This is a genomic window from Streptomyces sp. A18 (assembly GCF_059026065.1).
This window is the reverse complement of the sequence record NZ_JBWLKL010000041.1, coordinates 20,003-36,699: the sequence shown is the minus strand read 5'-3', so window position 1 is coordinate 36,699 and position 16,697 is coordinate 20,003. Positions and strand designations below refer to the sequence as shown.

12 protein-coding genes are annotated in these 16,697 nt (G+C 68.9%); 1 reads left to right on the top strand and 11 read right to left on the bottom strand.

Going from position 1 to position 16,697, the window contains the following annotated elements; all coding sequences use genetic code 11:
• The first annotated feature begins 32 nt into the window (after nt 1-32).
• Nucleotides 33-1,328 carry a fumarylacetoacetase gene (gene fahA, locus AC5P1C_RS36800; protein WP_493870318.1) on the top strand — a complete coding sequence of 432 codons (1,296 nt, stop codon included), beginning with the start codon at nt 33-35 and terminating at the stop codon, nt 1,326-1,328.
• Between the two features lie 109 nt (nt 1,329-1,437).
• Here the strand turns inward: fahA and recQ are convergent, their stop codons facing one another.
• From recQ to nuoE, 11 genes are all read right to left on the bottom strand, one after another.
• Nucleotides 1,438-3,438, bottom strand: coding sequence for a DNA helicase RecQ (gene recQ, locus AC5P1C_RS36795; protein ID WP_493870317.1), 2,001 nt, complete (start codon nt 3,436-3,438; stop codon nt 1,438-1,440).
• 225 nt (nt 3,439-3,663) lie between these two features.
• Nucleotides 3,664-5,367, bottom strand: coding sequence for an NADH-quinone oxidoreductase subunit NuoN (gene nuoN / locus AC5P1C_RS36790; RefSeq protein WP_493870316.1), 1,704 nt, complete (start codon nt 5,365-5,367; stop codon nt 3,664-3,666).
• On the bottom strand, nt 5,364-6,935 hold the full coding sequence (locus AC5P1C_RS36785; RefSeq protein WP_493870315.1) for an NADH-quinone oxidoreductase subunit M: 1,572 nt from the start codon (nt 6,933-6,935) through the stop codon (nt 5,364-5,366). The genes nuoN and AC5P1C_RS36785 overlap by 4 nt, the downstream gene beginning before the upstream one ends.
• Nucleotides 6,936-6,940: 5 nt before the next feature.
• Entirely contained in the window at nt 6,941-8,836 is a 1,896-nt protein-coding gene (nuoL, locus tag AC5P1C_RS36780; RefSeq protein WP_493870314.1) for an NADH-quinone oxidoreductase subunit L, read from the bottom strand.
• Between the two features lie 14 nt (nt 8,837-8,850).
• The gene (gene nuoK / locus AC5P1C_RS36775; protein WP_493870313.1) at nt 8,851-9,150 is read right to left on the bottom strand and encodes an NADH-quinone oxidoreductase subunit NuoK; all 300 of its coding nucleotides are present in this window, start codon (nt 9,148-9,150) and stop codon (nt 8,851-8,853) included.
• Nucleotides 9,147-9,962 carry an NADH-quinone oxidoreductase subunit J gene (locus tag AC5P1C_RS36770; RefSeq protein WP_493870312.1) on the bottom strand — a complete coding sequence of 272 codons (816 nt, stop codon included), beginning with the start codon at nt 9,960-9,962 and terminating at the stop codon, nt 9,147-9,149. Before AC5P1C_RS36770 ends, nuoK begins: the two co-directional genes overlap by 4 nt.
• Nucleotides 9,959-10,630 (bottom strand): NADH-quinone oxidoreductase subunit NuoI, encoded by a 672-nt coding sequence (nuoI, locus tag AC5P1C_RS36765; RefSeq protein WP_493870311.1) that lies wholly within the window; start codon nt 10,628-10,630, stop codon nt 9,959-9,961. The genes AC5P1C_RS36770 and nuoI overlap by 4 nt, the downstream gene beginning before the upstream one ends.
• Nucleotides 10,623-11,996, bottom strand: coding sequence for an NADH-quinone oxidoreductase subunit NuoH (nuoH, locus tag AC5P1C_RS36760; RefSeq protein ID WP_493870338.1), 1,374 nt, complete (start codon nt 11,994-11,996; stop codon nt 10,623-10,625). Before nuoH ends, nuoI begins: the two co-directional genes overlap by 8 nt.
• Nucleotides 11,996-14,509: an NADH-quinone oxidoreductase subunit G gene (locus tag AC5P1C_RS36755; protein WP_493870310.1), complete on the bottom strand. Its 2,514-nt coding sequence runs from the start codon at nt 14,507-14,509 to the stop codon at nt 11,996-11,998. Before AC5P1C_RS36755 ends, nuoH begins: the two co-directional genes overlap by 1 nt.
• Nucleotides 14,506-15,870, bottom strand: a complete 1,365-nt coding sequence (gene nuoF, locus AC5P1C_RS36750) for an NADH-quinone oxidoreductase subunit NuoF (protein WP_493870309.1) — start codon at nt 15,868-15,870, stop codon at nt 14,506-14,508. The genes AC5P1C_RS36755 and nuoF overlap by 4 nt, the downstream gene beginning before the upstream one ends.
• Nucleotides 15,867-16,673, bottom strand: coding sequence for an NADH-quinone oxidoreductase subunit NuoE (gene nuoE, locus AC5P1C_RS36745; RefSeq protein ID WP_493870337.1), 807 nt, complete (start codon nt 16,671-16,673; stop codon nt 15,867-15,869). The genes nuoF and nuoE overlap by 4 nt, the downstream gene beginning before the upstream one ends.
• Nucleotides 16,674-16,697 lie beyond the last annotated feature (24 nt).

The following is a 16,697-nucleotide window of genomic DNA, read 5'->3' as shown; positions in this document are numbered from 1 at the left end:
GGCACACCCATCTGGAAGCGAGGCAGGTACGCATGTCCGAGCACACCCCGCTCGATCAGGCCGGGAGCAACCCTTCCGTCCGCTCCGCAATCGACCCCTTCGCTCTCGCGGAGGGCGACCCCTTCGGGCCGCACAATCTCCCGTACGGCGTGTTCTCCCTGGCAGGGGACGCGGCGGGGGTCGCGGAGCGCCGTGTCGGCGTACGGCTCGGCGATCACGTCCTCGACGCGGGCGCCGTCGCGGCCGCGCTCGGCTCGCCCTATGTCTCGCTGCTCGCAAGGCCCACGCTGAACCCGCTGCTCGCCGCCGGCCGCACCGCCTGGTCCGACGTGCGGCGGGCGCTCACCGCGTGGGTGACGATCCCCGCCCACCGCGAGGTCGTACGCCCCTTGCTGCACCCGCTGTCCGAGGTCACGCTGCACCTCCCCTTCGAGGTCGCGGACTATGTGGACTTCTACGCGTCCGAGCACCACGCGACCCACCTGGGCCAGATCTTCCGCCCGGACGCACCGAGCCCGCTGACCCCCAACTGGAAGCACCTGCCCATCGGTTACCACGGCCGGTCCGGCACTGTTGTGGTCTCCGGGACCGAGGTGGTACGTCCGTCGGGCCAGCGCAAGGCTCCCGCGGAGACGGCGCCGGTCTTCGGGCCCTCCGTCCGCCTGGACATCGAGGCCGAGGTCGGCTTCGTCGTGGGTACGCCGTCGGAGCTGGGCACACCGGTGCCGCTGGCGGACTTCCGGGAGCACGTCTTCGGTCTCAGCCTCCTGAACGACTGGTCGGCGCGCGACATCCAGGCCTGGGAGTACGTTCCGCTCGGACCGTTCCTCGGCAAGTCCTTCTGCACCTCGGTCTCGGCATGGATCACCCCCCTGGAGGCCCTGGACGCGGCGCGGATCGCCCCTCCGGAGCGTACGCACGCACTCCTCCCCTACCTGGACGACTCCGCTGAGTCCGTGGCCGACGAGCCCGCCGGCTACGACCTGCGCATCACCGTGACCCTGAACGGCCACGTCATCTCCGAGCCCCCCTTCTCCACCGTCTACTGGACGGCCGCCCAGCAGCTGGCCCACATGACGGCTAACGGCGCGTCCTTGCGCACGGGCGACCTGTACGGCTCGGGCACGGTGAGCGGTCCCGATGAGGGTCAGTACGGCTCCCTGATCGAGATCACCTGGAACGGCCGCGACGCTCTTGTCCTCCCGGACGGTAAGCGGACGTTCCTTGAGGATGGTGACGAGGTGACGCTCTCGGCGTGGGCCCCGGGCCCGGACGGGACCCGGGTGGGCCTCGGGGATGTTTCCGGCAGAATCACCGCCGCTCGCTGAGCGCCCCGAAGGGGCGCGGGGAAGCGCGCGACCAGCCACGACGCACCCGCAGATGACGGCCAAGGGGCGGGGGTGGATCCACCCCCGACTCCTCTCCCCGACGCGCTGCTCAGAAGTCCTCCGGCGGCTCCGGCCACTCCTCCTCCGGGGGAGCCGGAGCCTGCGGGGGAGCCGGAGCCTGCGGGGGCACCGGAGCAGCCGTCGGCGTCGGCGCCGGAGCCCCCGTCGGCGCCGGCGCCCCCGTACCGTCCAGCTCCGCCAGGACCCCCAGCACTCCCTCCCCGTACGTCGCCAGCTTCTTCTCGCCGAGGCCGCTGACGCTGCCCAACTCCGCCAAGGACGCGGGACGCAGCGTGGCGATCTCCCGGAGTGTGGCGTCGTGGAAGATCACGTACGCCGGCAGGCCGAGCTCCTTGGCCTGCGCGCCCCGCCATGCCCGCAGCGCCTCGAACACCGGCACCGCTTCCTGAGGCAGCTCCGCGACGGCAGCCGCGGCCTTCGCCTTCCGCTCGCCCTTGGCCGCCTTCGCCGCAGCGGGACGTTTCGGCTCCTTGCGCAACCGCACCTCCCGCTCCCGGCCGAGGACCGAACCGCTCTCCTCGGTCAGGACCAACGTGCCGTACTCCCCCTCGACCGCGAGGAGCCCCTGCGCCAGCAACTGCCGCACCACGCCACGCCATTCGGCCTCCGCGAGCTCCTCGCCGATGCCGAACACCGAGAGCTGGTCGTGGTCGAACTGGATGACCTTGGCCGTCTTCTTGCCGAGCAGGATGTCGATGATCTGGCCCGCGCCGAACTTCTGCCCGCGCTCGCGCTGCAGACGGACGATCGTGGAGAGGACCTTCTGGGCCGGGACCGTGCCGTCCCAGGTCTCCGGGGGTGTGAGACACGTGTCGCAGTTCCCGCAGGACCGACCGCTCGCGTCCTGGCCGAAGTAGGTGAGGAGCTGGCCCCTGCGGCACTGGGCCGTCTCGCACAGGGCCAGCATCGAGTCCAGGTGCGAGGCTGCCCGGCGGCGGAACGCCTCGTCCCCCTCGCTGCCCTGGATCATCTTCCGCTGCTGGACCACGTCCTGGAGGCCGTACGCCATCCAGGCCGTGGAGGGCAGGCCGTCACGTCCTGCGCGGCCCGTCTCCTGGTAGTACCCCTCGACCGACTTCGGCAGGTCGAGGTGTGCGACGAAGCGGACGTCCGGCTTGTCGATGCCCATGCCGAAGGCGATCGTGGCGCAAACGACCAGGCCCTCCTCCCGCAGGAAGCGGGACTGGTGCCTCGCGCGCGTCCCGCCGTCCAGGCCCGCGTGGTACGGAACGGCCTCGATGCCGTTCTTGCAGAGGAACTCGGCGGTCTTCTCGACCGAATTACGCGAGAGGCAGTAGACGATGCCCGCGTCACCCTCGTGCTCCTCCTTGAGGAAGGACAGGAGCTGCTTCTTCGGCTCGGCCTTCGGCACGATGCGGTACTGGATGTTGGGCCGGTCGAAGCTCGCCACGAAGTGCTTCGCGTCCGGCATGCCGAGCCGCTCGGTGATCTCCCGGTGCGTGGCGTGCGTCGCCGTCGCCGTCAGGGCGATCCTGGGAACCTCCGGCCAGCGCTCGCCGAGCAGGGAGAGCGCCAGATAGTCCGGGCGGAAGTCGTGGCCCCACTGCGCCACGCAGTGCGCCTCGTCGATCGCGAAGACGGAGATCTTGGCGCGGGAGAGCAGATCGAGCGTCCCCTCAAGGCGCAGCCGCTCCGGCGCCAGATACAGCACGTCGAGCTCCCCGGCGAGGAACTCGGCCTCCATCACGCGCCGCTCGTCGAAGTCCTGCGTGGAGTTGATGAACCCGGCCCGCACGCCGAGCGCACGCAGCGCGTCCACCTGGTCCTGCATGAGCGCGATGAGGGGGGAGACGACCACACCGGTGCCGGGCCGCACCAGTGCCGGGATCTGATAGCAGAGCGACTTGCCGCCACCGGTGGGCATCAGGACGACGGAGTCCCCGCCCGCGACCACGTGCTCGATGATCGCTTCCTGCTCGCCGCGGAACGCGTCATATCCGAAGACGCGGTGCAGCGTCCGCAGTGCGTCACTCTCCGCCACCGCGCTCGGTACGGTCACCTCGCTCATGCCATCGATCCCATCCATCGCCCTGCCCCCGTACGTCGCGCTTCGACCACTGCCTCCACGATAGGGCTCCGCACCGACACCTCCGGAGTTATCCACAGGCCGCCGCCCGGCACCCCGTCTGAGAGGGGTGCCGGGCGGCGGCGAGTAGAACAGGCGGGCTATCGGAACAGGTGGACCACCGCAACAAGTGGATCACTGGAACAAGTGGACCACCGGACGGATCGGCTACCGGACGAAGACCCCCGCCTGGTTCGCCAGATCCAGGAAGTACTGCGGGGCCACGCCCAGGACCAGCGTCACCGCGACGCCCACCCCGATCGCCGTCATCGTCAGCGGCGAGGGCACGGCCACAGTCGGTCCGTCCGCCTTCGGCTCGCTGAAGAACATGAGCACGATCACGCGGATGTAGAAGAACGCGGCGATCGCGGACGAGATCACACCGACCACGACCAGCGCACCGGCACCGCCCTCGGCCGCCGCCTTGAACACCGCGAACTTCCCGGAGAACCCGGAGGTCAGCGGAATGCCGGCGAAGGCGAGCAGGAACACCGCGAAGACGGCGGCGACCAGCGGCGAGCGCCGGCCGAGCCCCGCCCACTTGGACAGGTGCGTGGCCTCACCGCCCGCGTCCCGCACCAGCGTGACCACCGCGAACGCGCCGATCGTCACGAAGGAGTAGGCCGCCAGATAGAAGAGGACCGACGAGATGCCGTCCGGGGTCATGGCGATGACACCGGCGAGGATGAAGCCCGCGTGGGCGATCGAGGAGTACGCGAGCAGCCGCTTGATGTCGGTCTGCGTGATCGCGACGATCGCGCCGGCCAGCATCGTGAGGATCACGACGCCCCACATCACGGGACGCCAGTCCCAGCGAAGGCCCGGCAGGACCACGTAGAGCAGCCGGAGCAGCGCGCCGAAGGCGGCCACCTTCGTCGCCGCGGCCATGAAGCCGGTGACCGGGGTGGGAGCGCCTTGGTACACGTCGGGCGTCCACATGTGGAACGGCACCGCGCCGACCTTGAAGAGCAGCCCCATGACGATCATGGCGGCGCCGATCAGGAGCAACGCGTCGTTGCCCATGGTGTCGGCGAGCGCGGGGTTGACCTCCTGGACGCTGCCGTCGATGACCTTCGCGATCGTGCCGTACGACACGGAGCCCGCGTACCCGTAGAGCAAGGCGATCCCGAAGAGCAGGAACGCCGAGGAGAACGAGCCGAGCAGGAAGTACTTGACGGCGGCTTCCTGCGACATCAGGCGCTTGCGGCGGGCGAGCGCGCAGAGCAGGTAGAGCGGCAGCGAGAAGACCTCAAGGGCGATGAAGAGCGTCAAAAGGTCGTTCGCCGAGGGGAAGACGAGCATCCCGCCGACCGCGAAGAGGGCGAGCGGGAACACCTCGGTGGTGGTGAACCCGGCCTTGGTGGCGGCCTTTTCGCCTTCGCTGCCCGGCGTCGATCCGGCCTGTGCGACGAACGAGTCGACGCGTCCCCAAGCTCTCAACTTCGTTCGAGCAGGGGAGGCCCCAACGCCGTGCGCCACCGGGTCGAGCCGCCGCTCCGCGAAGGTGAAGATCGCTACGAGACTCGCGAGGAGGATCGTGCCCTGCAGGAAGAGCGCGGGCCCGTCGACAGCGATGGCGCCCATCGCGGCGACGTTCGCCTTCGTCGACGCGTACCCGGTGGTCGCGAGGCCGACGACCGCGGCGAACGCCGCGGTGAGGGCGACGACGGCCACGAACACCTGCACGTAGTAACGGGATTTGCGCGGTACGAAGGCCTCGATGAGGATCCCGAGGACCGCCGCACCGATGACGATCAACGTCGGTGACAGCTGCGCGTATTCGATCGTGGGAGTGTCGATCTTGTCGATCTGATCTTGCGGCGCCGCGGCCGACGCCATTGTCCACAGGCTGTGGACGGCTGATGCGCTCACTTGGCCGCCTCCACGTCGGGCTTCGGGTCCTTCTGCTGTACGTCGGACATGGTGTGCTCGACCGCCGGGTTCACCAGCTCGGTGAGCGGCTTCGGGTAGACGCCGAGGCCGATCAGGAGCGCGATCAGCGGCGCGACGACCACGAGTTCACGCACCCGCAGGTCCGGCATGGCCGAGACCTCCGGCTTCACCGGGCCCGTCATCGTCCGCTGGTAGAGGACGAGGGTGTAGAGCGCGGCGAGCACGATGCCGATGGTGGCGATGATCCCGACCACCGGATAGCGCGCGAACGCGCCGACCAGGACCAGGAATTCACTCACGAACGGGGCGAGCCCCGGCAGCGAGAGTGTCGCGAGTCCGCCGATCAGGAAGGTGCCCGCGAGCACCGGCGCGACCTTCTGCACCCCTCCGTAGTCCGCGATGAGCCGCGAACCGCGCCGCGAGATCAGGAAGCCTGCCACCAGCATCAGGGCGGCGGTCGAGATCCCGTGGTTGACCATGTAGAGCGTCGCGCCGGACTGGCCCTGTGAGGTCATCGCGAAGATGCCGAGAATGATGAACCCGAAGTGCGAGATCGACGCGTACGCCACCAGGCGCTTGATGTCGCGCTGGCCGACCGCGAGCAGCGCGCCGTAGATGATGCTGATCAGTGCGAGCACGAGGACGACCGGCGTCGCCCACTTGCTCGCCTCGGGGAAGAGCCCGAGGCAGAAGCGCAGCATCGCGAAGGTGCCGACCTTGTCGACGACTGCCGTGATCAGCACGGCCACCGGGGCCGTGGACTCGCCCATCGCGTTCGGCAGCCAGGTGTGCAGCGGCCACAGCGGCGCCTTCACCGCGAAGGCGAAGAAGAAGCCGAGGAAGAGCCACCGCTCGGTGCTGGTCGCCATGTCGAGCGTGCCGTTGGCCCGCGCTTCGGCGATCTCCTGGAGCGAGAAGTTCCCCGCCACCACGTAGAGCCCGATCACGGCGGCCAGCATGATGAGGCCGCCGACGAGGTTGTAGAGGAGGAACTTCACGGCCGCGTACGAGCGTTGCGCCGATGCCTTCTCGTCGCTGCCCGCGTGGGCGCGGTCTCCGAAGCCGCCGATGAGGAAGTACATCGGGATGAGCATGGCTTCGAAAAAGATGTAGAAGAGGAAGACGTCGGTGGCCGCGAAGGAGATGATCACCATCGCCTCGACGGCGAGGATCAGGGCGAAGAAGCCCTGAGTCGGCCGCCAGCGCGAGGACTTCGTCTCCAGGGGGTCGGCGTCGTGCCAGCCGGCCAGGATGATGAAGGGCATCAGGAGTGCGGTGAGCGCGATGAGGGCGACGCCGATGCCGTCGACCCCCAGCTCGTACCGCACTCCGAATTCCGCGATCCAGGAGCGGGATTCGGTCAGTTGATAGCGGTCGCCGCCCGGGTCGAACCGCACGAGCACGGTCACGGCGAGGGCGAGCGTGGCGAGCGACACGAGCAGCGCGAGCCACTTGGCGGCGGTCCGCCGGGCGGCCGGGACGGCCGCCGTGGCGATCGCGCCGAGCGCGGGCAGGGCCGCCGTCGCTGTCAGCAGAGGAAAGGACATCGGTATCAGACCGCCCTCATCAGCAGGGTCGCGGCGATGAGTACCGCAACGCCGCCGAACATCGAGACCGCGTAGGAGCGGGCATAGCCGTTCTGCATCTTGCGAAGCCGCCCGGAGAAGCCGCCGACCGAGGCCGCCGAGCCGTTGACGACTCCGTCGACCAGGGTGTGGTCGACGTAGACCAGGGAGCGGGTGAGGTGCTCTCCGCCGCGGACCAGGACGACGTGGTTGAAGTCGTCCTGGAGGAGATCGCGCCGGGCGGCCCGGGTGAGCAGCGAACCGCGCGGGGCGGTGACCGGGACGGGACGGCGGCCGTACTGCACGTAGGCCAGAGCCACACCGATGAGCAGGACCACCATGGTGGCACCGGTGACCGTGGTGGCGCTCAGCGGCGAGTGCCCGTGGTCGTGCCGGGTGACCGGCTCCAGCCAGTGCGTGAAGCGGTCGCCGATGCTGAAGAAGCCACCCGCGAACACCGACCCGAAGGCGAGCACGATCATCGGGATCGTCATCGACTTGGGCGACTCGTGCGGGTGCGGCTCGTGGCCTTCCGCGTCGGGCTGCCAGCGCTTCTCTCCGAAGAAGGTCATGATCATTACGCGTGTCATATAGAACGCGGTGATCGCGGCGCCGAGCAGCGCGACCGAGCCGAGGATCCAGCCCTCCGTGCCGCCCTTGGCGAACGCCGCCTCGATGATCTTGTCCTTGGAGAAGAAGCCGGACAGACCGGGGAAGCCGATGATCGCCAGATAGCCGAGCCCGAAGGTCACGAAGGTGACCGGCATGTACTTCCGCAGGCCGCCGTACTTCCTCATGTCGACCTCGTCGTTCATGCCGTGCATGACCGAACCGGCCCCCAGGAAGAGCCCGGCCTTGAAGAAGCCGTGCGTCACCAGGTGCATGATCGCGAAGACGTAGCCGATGGGGCCGAGGCCCGCGGCCAGGATCATGTACCCGATCTGGGACATCGTCGATCCGGCGAGGGCCTTCTTGATGTCGTCCTTCGCGCAACCGACGATCGCACCGAAGAGGAGCGTGACCGCACCGACGACGGTGACGACGAGCTGCGCGTCCGGTGCGCCGTTGAAGATCGCGCCGGAGCGGACGATCAAGTACACGCCCGCGGTCACCATCGTCGCCGCGTGGATGAGGGCCGAGACCGGGGTCGGGCCCTCCATCGCGTCGCCGAGCCAGGACTGCAGCGGCACCTGTGCCGACTTGCCGCACGCCGCGAGCAGCAGCATCAGGCCGATGGCCGTCAGCTTGCCCTCCGACGTCTCACCGGTGGCCTCCAGGACGGGCCCGAAGGCGAAGGTCCCGAAGGTGGTGAACATCAGCATGATCGCGATCGACAGGCCCATGTCGCCGACCCTGTTGACCAGGAAGGCCTTCTTCGCGGCGGTGGCCGCGCTGGGCTTGTGCTGCCAGAAGCCGATCAGGAGGTACGAGGCGAGGCCCACGCCCTCCCATCCGACATACAGGAGGAGGTAGTTGTCGGCGAGGACCAGGATGAGCATCGCCGCGAGGAACAGGTTCAGATAGCCGAAGAAGCGGCGGCGCCGCTCGTCGTGCTCCATGTACCCGATGGAGTAGATGTGGATCAGGGTGCCCACACCGGTGATCAGCAGGACGAACGTCATCGACAGTTGGTCGAGCTGGAAGGCGACGTCCGCCTGGAAGCCCTCTACGGGGATCCAGCTGAACAGGTGCTGCGACAGGGAGCGCTCATCGGCGCCCTTGCCCAGCATGTCGGCGAAGAGCACCACGCCGACGACGAAGGAGGCGGCCGCGAGCAGGGTGCCGAGCCAGTGGCCCACACGGTCCAACCGCCGCCCGCCGCACAGCAGTACGACCGCTCCGAGCAGAGGCGCCGCTACGAGCAGCGCGATCGAGTTCTCCACTTTTCAGCGACCCCTTACAGCTTCATCAGGCTGGCGTCGTCGACCGAGGCCGAGTGACGGGAGCGGAACAGCGACACGATGATCGCGAGGCCGACCACGACTTCCGCCGCGGCGACGACCATCGTGAAGAACGCGATGATCTGGCCGTCGAGATTGCCGTGCAGCCGGGAGAAGGCGACAAAGGCGAGGTTGCACGCGTTGAGCATCAGCTCGATACACATGAAGACCACGATCGCGTTCCGCCTGATCAGTACGCCGGCGGCGCCGATCGAGAACAACAGCGCCGCGAGATACAGGTAGTTGACCGGGTTCACTTCGACGCCTCCTCGGACTTGGGCGACCGCTCCAGACGCTCCTCGGAGCGCTGTTCGAGGGCCCGCAGGTCGTCCAGTGCCTCGTCCGACACGTCGCGGATCTGACCGCGCTCGCGCAGCGTCTTGTTGACCGTGAGCTCCGACGGGGTGCCGTCGGGGAGCAGGCCCGCGACGTCCACGGCGTTGTGCCGGGCGTACACACCGGGGGCCGGCAGCGGCGGCAGGTGCTTGCCGCGCACGCGCTCCTCGGACATCTCTCGCTGCGTCTTGGCGCGCTCCGTGCGCTCGCGGTGGGTGAGCACCATCGCGCCGACGGTGGCGGTGATGAGCAGGGCGCCGGTGATCTCGAAGGCGAAGACGTACTTCGTGAAGATGGCCTCGGCGAGACCCTCCACGTTGCCGCCCGCGTTCGCCTTGCCGAGTCCGGTGAACTCGTTCACCGAGGCGTTCCCGATCCCCCCGAAGAGCAGGATGGCGAAGCCGAAGCCGCAGAGGCCGGCCAGCCAGCGCTGCCCCTTGATGGTCTCCTTCAGGGAGTCGGCGGCGGTGACACCGACGAGCATGACCACGAAGAGGAAGAGCATCATGATCGCGCCGGTGTAGACGACGACCTGGACGATGCCCAGGAAGTACGCCCCGTTGGCGAGGTAGAAGACCGCCAGGATGATCATGGTCCCGGCCAGACAGAGCGCGCTGTGCACGGCCTTCTTCATGAGGATCGTGCACAGGGCGCCGATCACGGCGACCGTGCCGAGCACCCAGAACTGGACGGCCTCACCGGTGGAGGTGGTGTAGGCGGCGAGCTGCGTCATCGGTTGATCACCTCCCCCGACGCGGGTTCGGAGTCACCGAAGGTCGAAGCGGCCTCCTGGGGCGTCTCGCCCTTGGAGAGGGCCACTTGGGGCACCGTGCCGGGAGCCGCCTCCGTCACCAGACCGCGGTAGTAGTCCTGCTCGTCCGTGCCCGGGAAGATCGAGTGCGGTGACTCGACCATGCCTTCCTCCAGGCCGGCGAGCAGCTGCTCCTTGGTGAAGATGAGCTTCTCGCGGCTGCTGTCGGCCAGCTCGAACTCGTTCGTCATCGTCAACGCGCGCGTGGGGCACGCCTCGATGCACAGGCCGCACAGGATGCAGCGGGCGTAGTTGATCTGGTAGACGCGGCCGTACCGCTCGCCCGGGGAGTAGCGCTCCTCCTCGGTGTTGTCCGCGCCCTCCACATAGATCGCGTCCGCGGGGCAGGCCCAGGCGCAGAGCTCACAGCCGATGCACTTCTCCAGGCCGTCCGGATGGCGATTGAGCTGATGCCTGCCGTGGAAGCGGGGAGCGGTGGTCTTCTCCTGCTCCGGATACTGCTCGGTCAGCCGCTTCTTGAACATGGCCTTGAAGGTCACGCCGAAGCCCGCGACGGGGTTCTGGAACCCCTGCTTCGATTGATTCGACTCGTGGTGCGACTGCTGTGACTCTTTCTTCGACTCAGCCATCGGACGCCTCCTTTCCGTCACTTCGGGTTCCGTCACTTTGAGTATCCGACCCACCACTGACAATCAACTCCCGCTCCTGGCGCGAGCGTCGGCGTGGCACGGGCGGCAGACTCTGGCCGGGCAGCGGCGGGACCGGGAATCCGCCCGCCATCGGGTCGAAGGCGACCGGCTCCTCATCGGCTGCCGCTTCCTTCTCACGCTTGTCGCGGAAGATGTCGACGACGACGGAGAGCAACAGGAGCGCGATGACTCCGCCGCCCACATAGAGCGCGATCGAGGTGAAGTCGTACTCCTCGTTCCGCATGGCCCTGACCGTCGCCACGAGCATCAGCCAGACGACCGAGACCGGGATCAGGACCTTCCAGCCGAGCTTCATCAGCTGGTCGTAGCGCACGCGTGGCAGCGTGCCGCGCAGCCAGATGAAGAAGAACAGCAGCAGTTGGACCTTGATCACGAACCAGAGCATCGGCCACCAGCCGTGGTTCGCGCCCTCCCAGAAGGTGCTGATGGGATACGGGGCCCGCCAGCCGCCCAGGAAGAGGGTGACCGAGACCGCCGAGACGGTGACCATGTTGACGTACTCGGCGAGCATGAACAGCGCGAACTTGATCGACGAGTACTCGGTGTTGAAGCCGCCGACGAGGTCACCCTCGGACTCCGGCATGTCGAACGGGGCGCGGTTGGTCTCGCCGATCATCGTCACGATGTAGATCAGGAACGAGACCGGAAGCAGCAGGACGTACCAGCGGTCCGCCTGCGCCTCCACGATCGCCGAGGTCGACATCGACCCGGAGTAGAGGAACACCGAGGCGAACGCGGCGCCCATCGCGATCTCGTACGAGATCATCTGCGCGCAGGAGCGCAGGCCGCCGAGCAGCGGATAGGTGGATCCAGAGCTCCAGCCCGCGAGCACGATGCCATAGATGCCGACCGAGGCGACCGCGAGGATGTAGAGCATCGCGATCGGCAGGTCGGTGAGCTGCATCGTCGTGCGCTGGCCGAAGATGGAGATCTCGTTGCCCGCGGGTCCGAAGGGGATCACCGCGATCGCCATGAAGGCCGGGATGGCCGCGACGATCGGCGCGAGGATGTACACCACCTTGTCCGCGCGCTTGACGATCAGGTCTTCCTTGAGCATCAGCTTGATGCCGTCCGCGAGGGACTGCAGCATGCCCCAGGGGCCGTGCCGGTTGGGCCCGATGCGCAGCTGCATCCAGGCGACGACCTTGCGCTCCCACACGATGGAGAAGAGCACCGTCACCATCAGGAACGCGAAGCAGAACACCGCCTTGATCGCGACGAGCCACCACGGGTCACGGCCGAACATGGACAGGTCTTCCGCCGCAAGCGGCACCATGTGGTGCATCACGACGTCACCTCCGGGGCCTCAGAGGGCTCCGGCAGGAGCGCCGGGCCGATGCGGACGAGGTCGCCGGGGCGCGCTCCCGTGTCGGAAGTGACGCCTCCCCCGGTCGAGTTCAGCGGCAGCCACACCACGCGGTCGGGCATCTCGGTGACCTGCAGCGGCAGTTCGGTCGCGCCTGCGGAGCCGGTGACGGCCAGGACGTCGCCGTCCTTGACGCCCGCCTCGGCCGCGGTGGCCGCCGAGAGCCGGGCGACCGCGGCGTGCCGCGTGCCGGCGAGCGCCTCGTCGCCCTCCTGGAGGCGGCCCTGGTCGAGCAGCAGCCGGTGCCCCGCGAGAACGGCCTCTCCGGAGGCGGGCCTCGGCGGCTGAGCAGCCGTCTCGACCGGATCGGTGGCGTGCGTCCCGTCCCAGCCGCCGAGCCGGTCCAGCTCGCGCCGTGCGCTCGCCAGGTCGGGCAGACCCAGGTGCACGTCCCCGGCGTCGGCCAGCATGTGCAGCACACGCGCGTCCGTCGGGGCCAGCGTGCGCGTCATGTGGTCCGGCTTGAGCGCGGCGTCGAACATCCGCGCCCTGCCCTCCCAGTTGAGGAAGGTGCCGGGCTTCTCCGCGACCGCGGCCACGGGCAGTACGACGTCGGCGTGCTCGGTGACCTCGCTGGGCCGCAGCTCCAGGGAGACCAGGAACCCGACCTCGGAGAGTGCTTCACGCGCGCGTGCCGGGTCGGGAAGGTCGGCGACCTCCACTCCCGCCACGAGCAGCGCGCCCAGTTCGCCGGTCGCCGCCGCCTCGATGATCTGGCCGGTGTCGCGGCCGTAGCGGTGCGGGAGTTCGGCGACGCGCCAGGCGGTCGCGACCTCGTCCCGCGCGCGCGGGTCGGTGGACGGACGCCCGCCCGGAAGCAGCGAGGGCAGCGCACCGGCCTCGACGGCGCCGCGCTCCCCCGCCCTGCGGGGAATCCACACCAGCCGCGCACCGGTCGCGGACGCGACCCGTACGGCGGCGGTGAGCCCGCCCGCCACGGCGGCGAGCCGCTCGCCGACCACGATCACCGCACCCGAAGTGCGCAGCGCCTCGGACGCCTTGGCGCCGTCGCCCTCGATGCCGACTCCGCCGGCAAGGGCGTCGAGCCACTCCGTCTCCGTGCCGGGAGCCGCGGGCAGCAGCGTGCCGCCCGCCTTCTCCAGGCCGCGGGTCTGGTGCGTCGCGAGGGAGAAGGTCCGCTGGCCGTGCTTGCGCCAGGCCTTGCGCAGGCGCAGGAAGATGCCGGGCGCCTCCTCCTCGGACTCGAGCCCGACGAGCAGGACGGCGGGCGCCTTCTCCACTTCCGCGTACGTGACGCCGGTGCCGTCGAGATCCCGACCACGGCCCGCCACGCGTGCGGCGAGGAAGTCGGCCTCCTCGCTGCTGTGCACGCGCGCGCGGAAGTCGATGTCGTTCGTGTCGAGCGCCACGCGCGCGTACTTGCTGTACGCGTAGGCGTCCTCCACGGTGAGGCGCCCGCCGGTCAGCACACCGGCCCGGCCGCGCGCGGCGGCGAGCCCGGTGGCCGCGGCTTCGAGTGCTTCGGGCCAACTGGCCGTCTCCAGCTCACCCGTCTCGGAGTTGCGCACCAGCGGCGTGGTGAGACGGTCCGGCTTCTGCGCGTAACGGAAGCCGAAGCGCCCCTTGTCGCAGAGCCACTCCTCGTTGACCTCGGGGTCGTCCGCGGCGAGGCGCCGCATGACCTTGCCGCGCCGGTGGTCGGTGCGCGTGGCGCAGCCGCCCGCGCAGTGCTCGCAGACGGAGGGCGACGACACCAGGTCGAAGGGCCGGGAGCGGAAGCGATACGCCGCCGAGGTCAGCGCACCGACCGGACAGATCTGGATGGTGTTCCCGGAGAAGTACGACTCGAAGGGATCGCCCTCGCCCGTGCCGACCTGCTGCAGGGCGCCGCGCTCGAGGAGCTCGATCATCGGGTCACCGGCGATCTGATTGCTGAACCGCGTGCAGCGCGCGCACAGCACGCACCGCTCGCGGTCGAGCAGCACCTGTGTGGAGATCGGCACCGGCTTCTCGAACGTCCGCTTCTTGCCCTCGAAGCGGGAGTCCGTGTCACCGACCTGCATCGCCTGGTTCTGCAGCGGGCACTCGCCACCCTTGTCGCAGACCGGGCAGTCCAGCGGGTGGTTGATGAGGAGCAGTTCCATCACACCGCGCTGCGCCTTCTCGGCAACCGGCGACGACAGCTGCGACTTCACGACCATGCCGTCGGTGCAGGTGATGGTGCAGGAGGCCATCGGCTTGCGCTGGCCCTCCACCTCGACGATGCACTGGCGGCAGGCGCCCGCCGGGTCGAGCAGCGGGTGGTCGCAGAACCGGGGGATCTCGATGCCGAGGAGCTCGGCGGCGCGGATCACCAACGTCCCCTTGGGCACGCTGATCTCGATGCCGTCGATCGTCAGCGACACGAGGTCTTCCGGCGGAACCGCCGCCTCCCCGCCCCCGGAGGGAGCGCTGTTGGTGGTCACTGTCATGCGTTCACCTCCGAATGTGCGGCGGGCCGGTCGGCCCAGAGAGTCGACTTGGCCGGGTCGAAGGGGCAGCCCTTGCCGGTGATGTGCTCCTCGTACTCCTCGCGGAAGTACTTGAGGGAGGAGAAGATCGGCGAAGCGGCACCGTCACCGAGGGCGCAGAAGGACTTGCCGTTGATGTTGTCGGCGATGTCGTTCAGCTTGTCCAGGTCGGACATGACGCCCTTGCCGGCCTCGATGTCGCGCAGCAACTGCACCAGCCAGTACGTCCCTTCGCGGCAGGGAGTGCACTTGCCGCAGGACTCGTGGGCGTAGAACTCGGTCCAGCGCGTGACCGCTCGCACGACACAGGTCGTCTCGTCGAAGCACTGCAGCGCCTTCGTGCCGAGCATCGAACCGGCGGCGCCCACGCCCTCGTAGTCCAGCGGGACGTCGAGATGCTCGTCGGTGAACATCGGCGTGGAGGATCCACCCGGCGTCCAGAACTTGAGCCGGTGGCCCGCCCGCATCCCGCCGCTCATGTCGAGCAGCTGGCGCAGGGTGATGCCGAGCGGGGCCTCGTACTGGCCGGGGCTCGTGACGTGCCCGCTCAGCGAATAGAGCGTGAAGCCGGGGGACTTCTCGCTCCCCATCGACTTGAACCAGTCCTTTCCGCGATTCAGGATCGCGGGAACCGACGCGATGGACTCGACGTTATTGACGACAGTGGGGCATGCGTAGAGGCCCGCGACGGCAGGGAAAGGGGGACGCAGTCGCGGCTGGCCACGACGGCCTTCGAGCGAGTCGAGCAGCGCGGTCTCCTCACCGCAGATGTACGCGCCCGCGCCCGCGTGCACGGTGAGTTCGAGATCGAGTCCGCTGCCCAGGATGTTCTCGCCCAGGAATCCCGCCTCTTTCGCCTCACGCACGGCCTCGTGCAGCCGCCTGAGCACGGGGACGACCTCACCACGCAGGTAGATGAAGGCATGCGACGAACGGATCGCGTAGCACGCGATCACGATGCCCTCGATGAGGCTATGCGGGTTCGCGAAGAGGAGCGGGATGTCCTTGCAGGTCCCCGGCTCCGATTCGTCGGCGTTGACAACTAGATAGTGCGGCTTCCCGTCTCCCTGCGGAATGAACTGCCATTTCATTCCGGTGGGGAAACCCGCGCCGCCCCGGCCGCGCAGACCGGAGTCCTTCACGTACGCGATGAGGTCGTCCGGCGCCATGGCCAGGGCCTTGCGCAGGCCTTCGTACCCCTCGTGCCGTCGGTAGGTGTCCAGCGTCCAGGACTTCTCTTCGTCCCAGAACGCCGAAAGCACCGGCGCGAGCAGCTTCTCGGGGCTCGTCTCGTGGTCGATCTCGGCTGCCAAGGTCATCACTCCCCCTCCTCGGCGGTCGGTCCGGCCGGGTGGGCCGGGTCGGATGCCGAGGTCTCCTGCGGTGCGTCGTGCGAGCTGAGGTGCTCGGCAGGCGCCTCGTCCTGCGGACCGCCCGTACGCGGTGCCACCACGCGCGGCTGCGGCAACTCGCCCTTGGCCAGGCGGAGTCCGATCAGCGACGCGGGGCCCGCGCCGCCGCTCGCCTCGACGGCGCCCGCGCGCTCGTCCGGGAATCCGGCCAGGATCCGGGCCGTCTCCTTGTACGTGCACAAGGGGGCGCCGCGGGTCGGCTCGACCTGCACGCCTGCGCGCAGGTCGTCGACGAGCCGCTTGGCGGTCTCGGGAGTCTGGTTGTCGAAGAACTCCCAGTTGACCATCACGACGGGAGCGAAGTCACAGGCCGCGTTGCACTCGATGTGCTCCAGCGTGACCTTGCCGTCCTCCGTGGTCCCTTCGTTGCCGACACCCAGGTGCTCCTGGAGCGACTCGAAGATCGCGTCGCCGCCCATGACGGCGCACAGCGTGTTGGTGCAGACACCGACCTGGTAGTCCCCGGAGGGCTTCCTGCGGTACATCGTGTAGAAGGTCGCGACCGCGGTGACCTCGGCGGTGGTCAGGCCGAGCACCTCCGCGCAGAAGGCCATGCCCGTGCGCGTGACGTGACCCTCCTCGGCCTGCACCAGGTGCAGCAGCGGGAGCAGCGCGGACCGGGAGTCCGGGTAGCGGGAGATGACCTCCTTGGCGTCCGCGTCGAGCCTGGCCCGTACGTCGGCCGGGAAGTCGGGGGCGGGGAGTTGGGGCATGCCCAGGCTGACGCCCGCACCCTG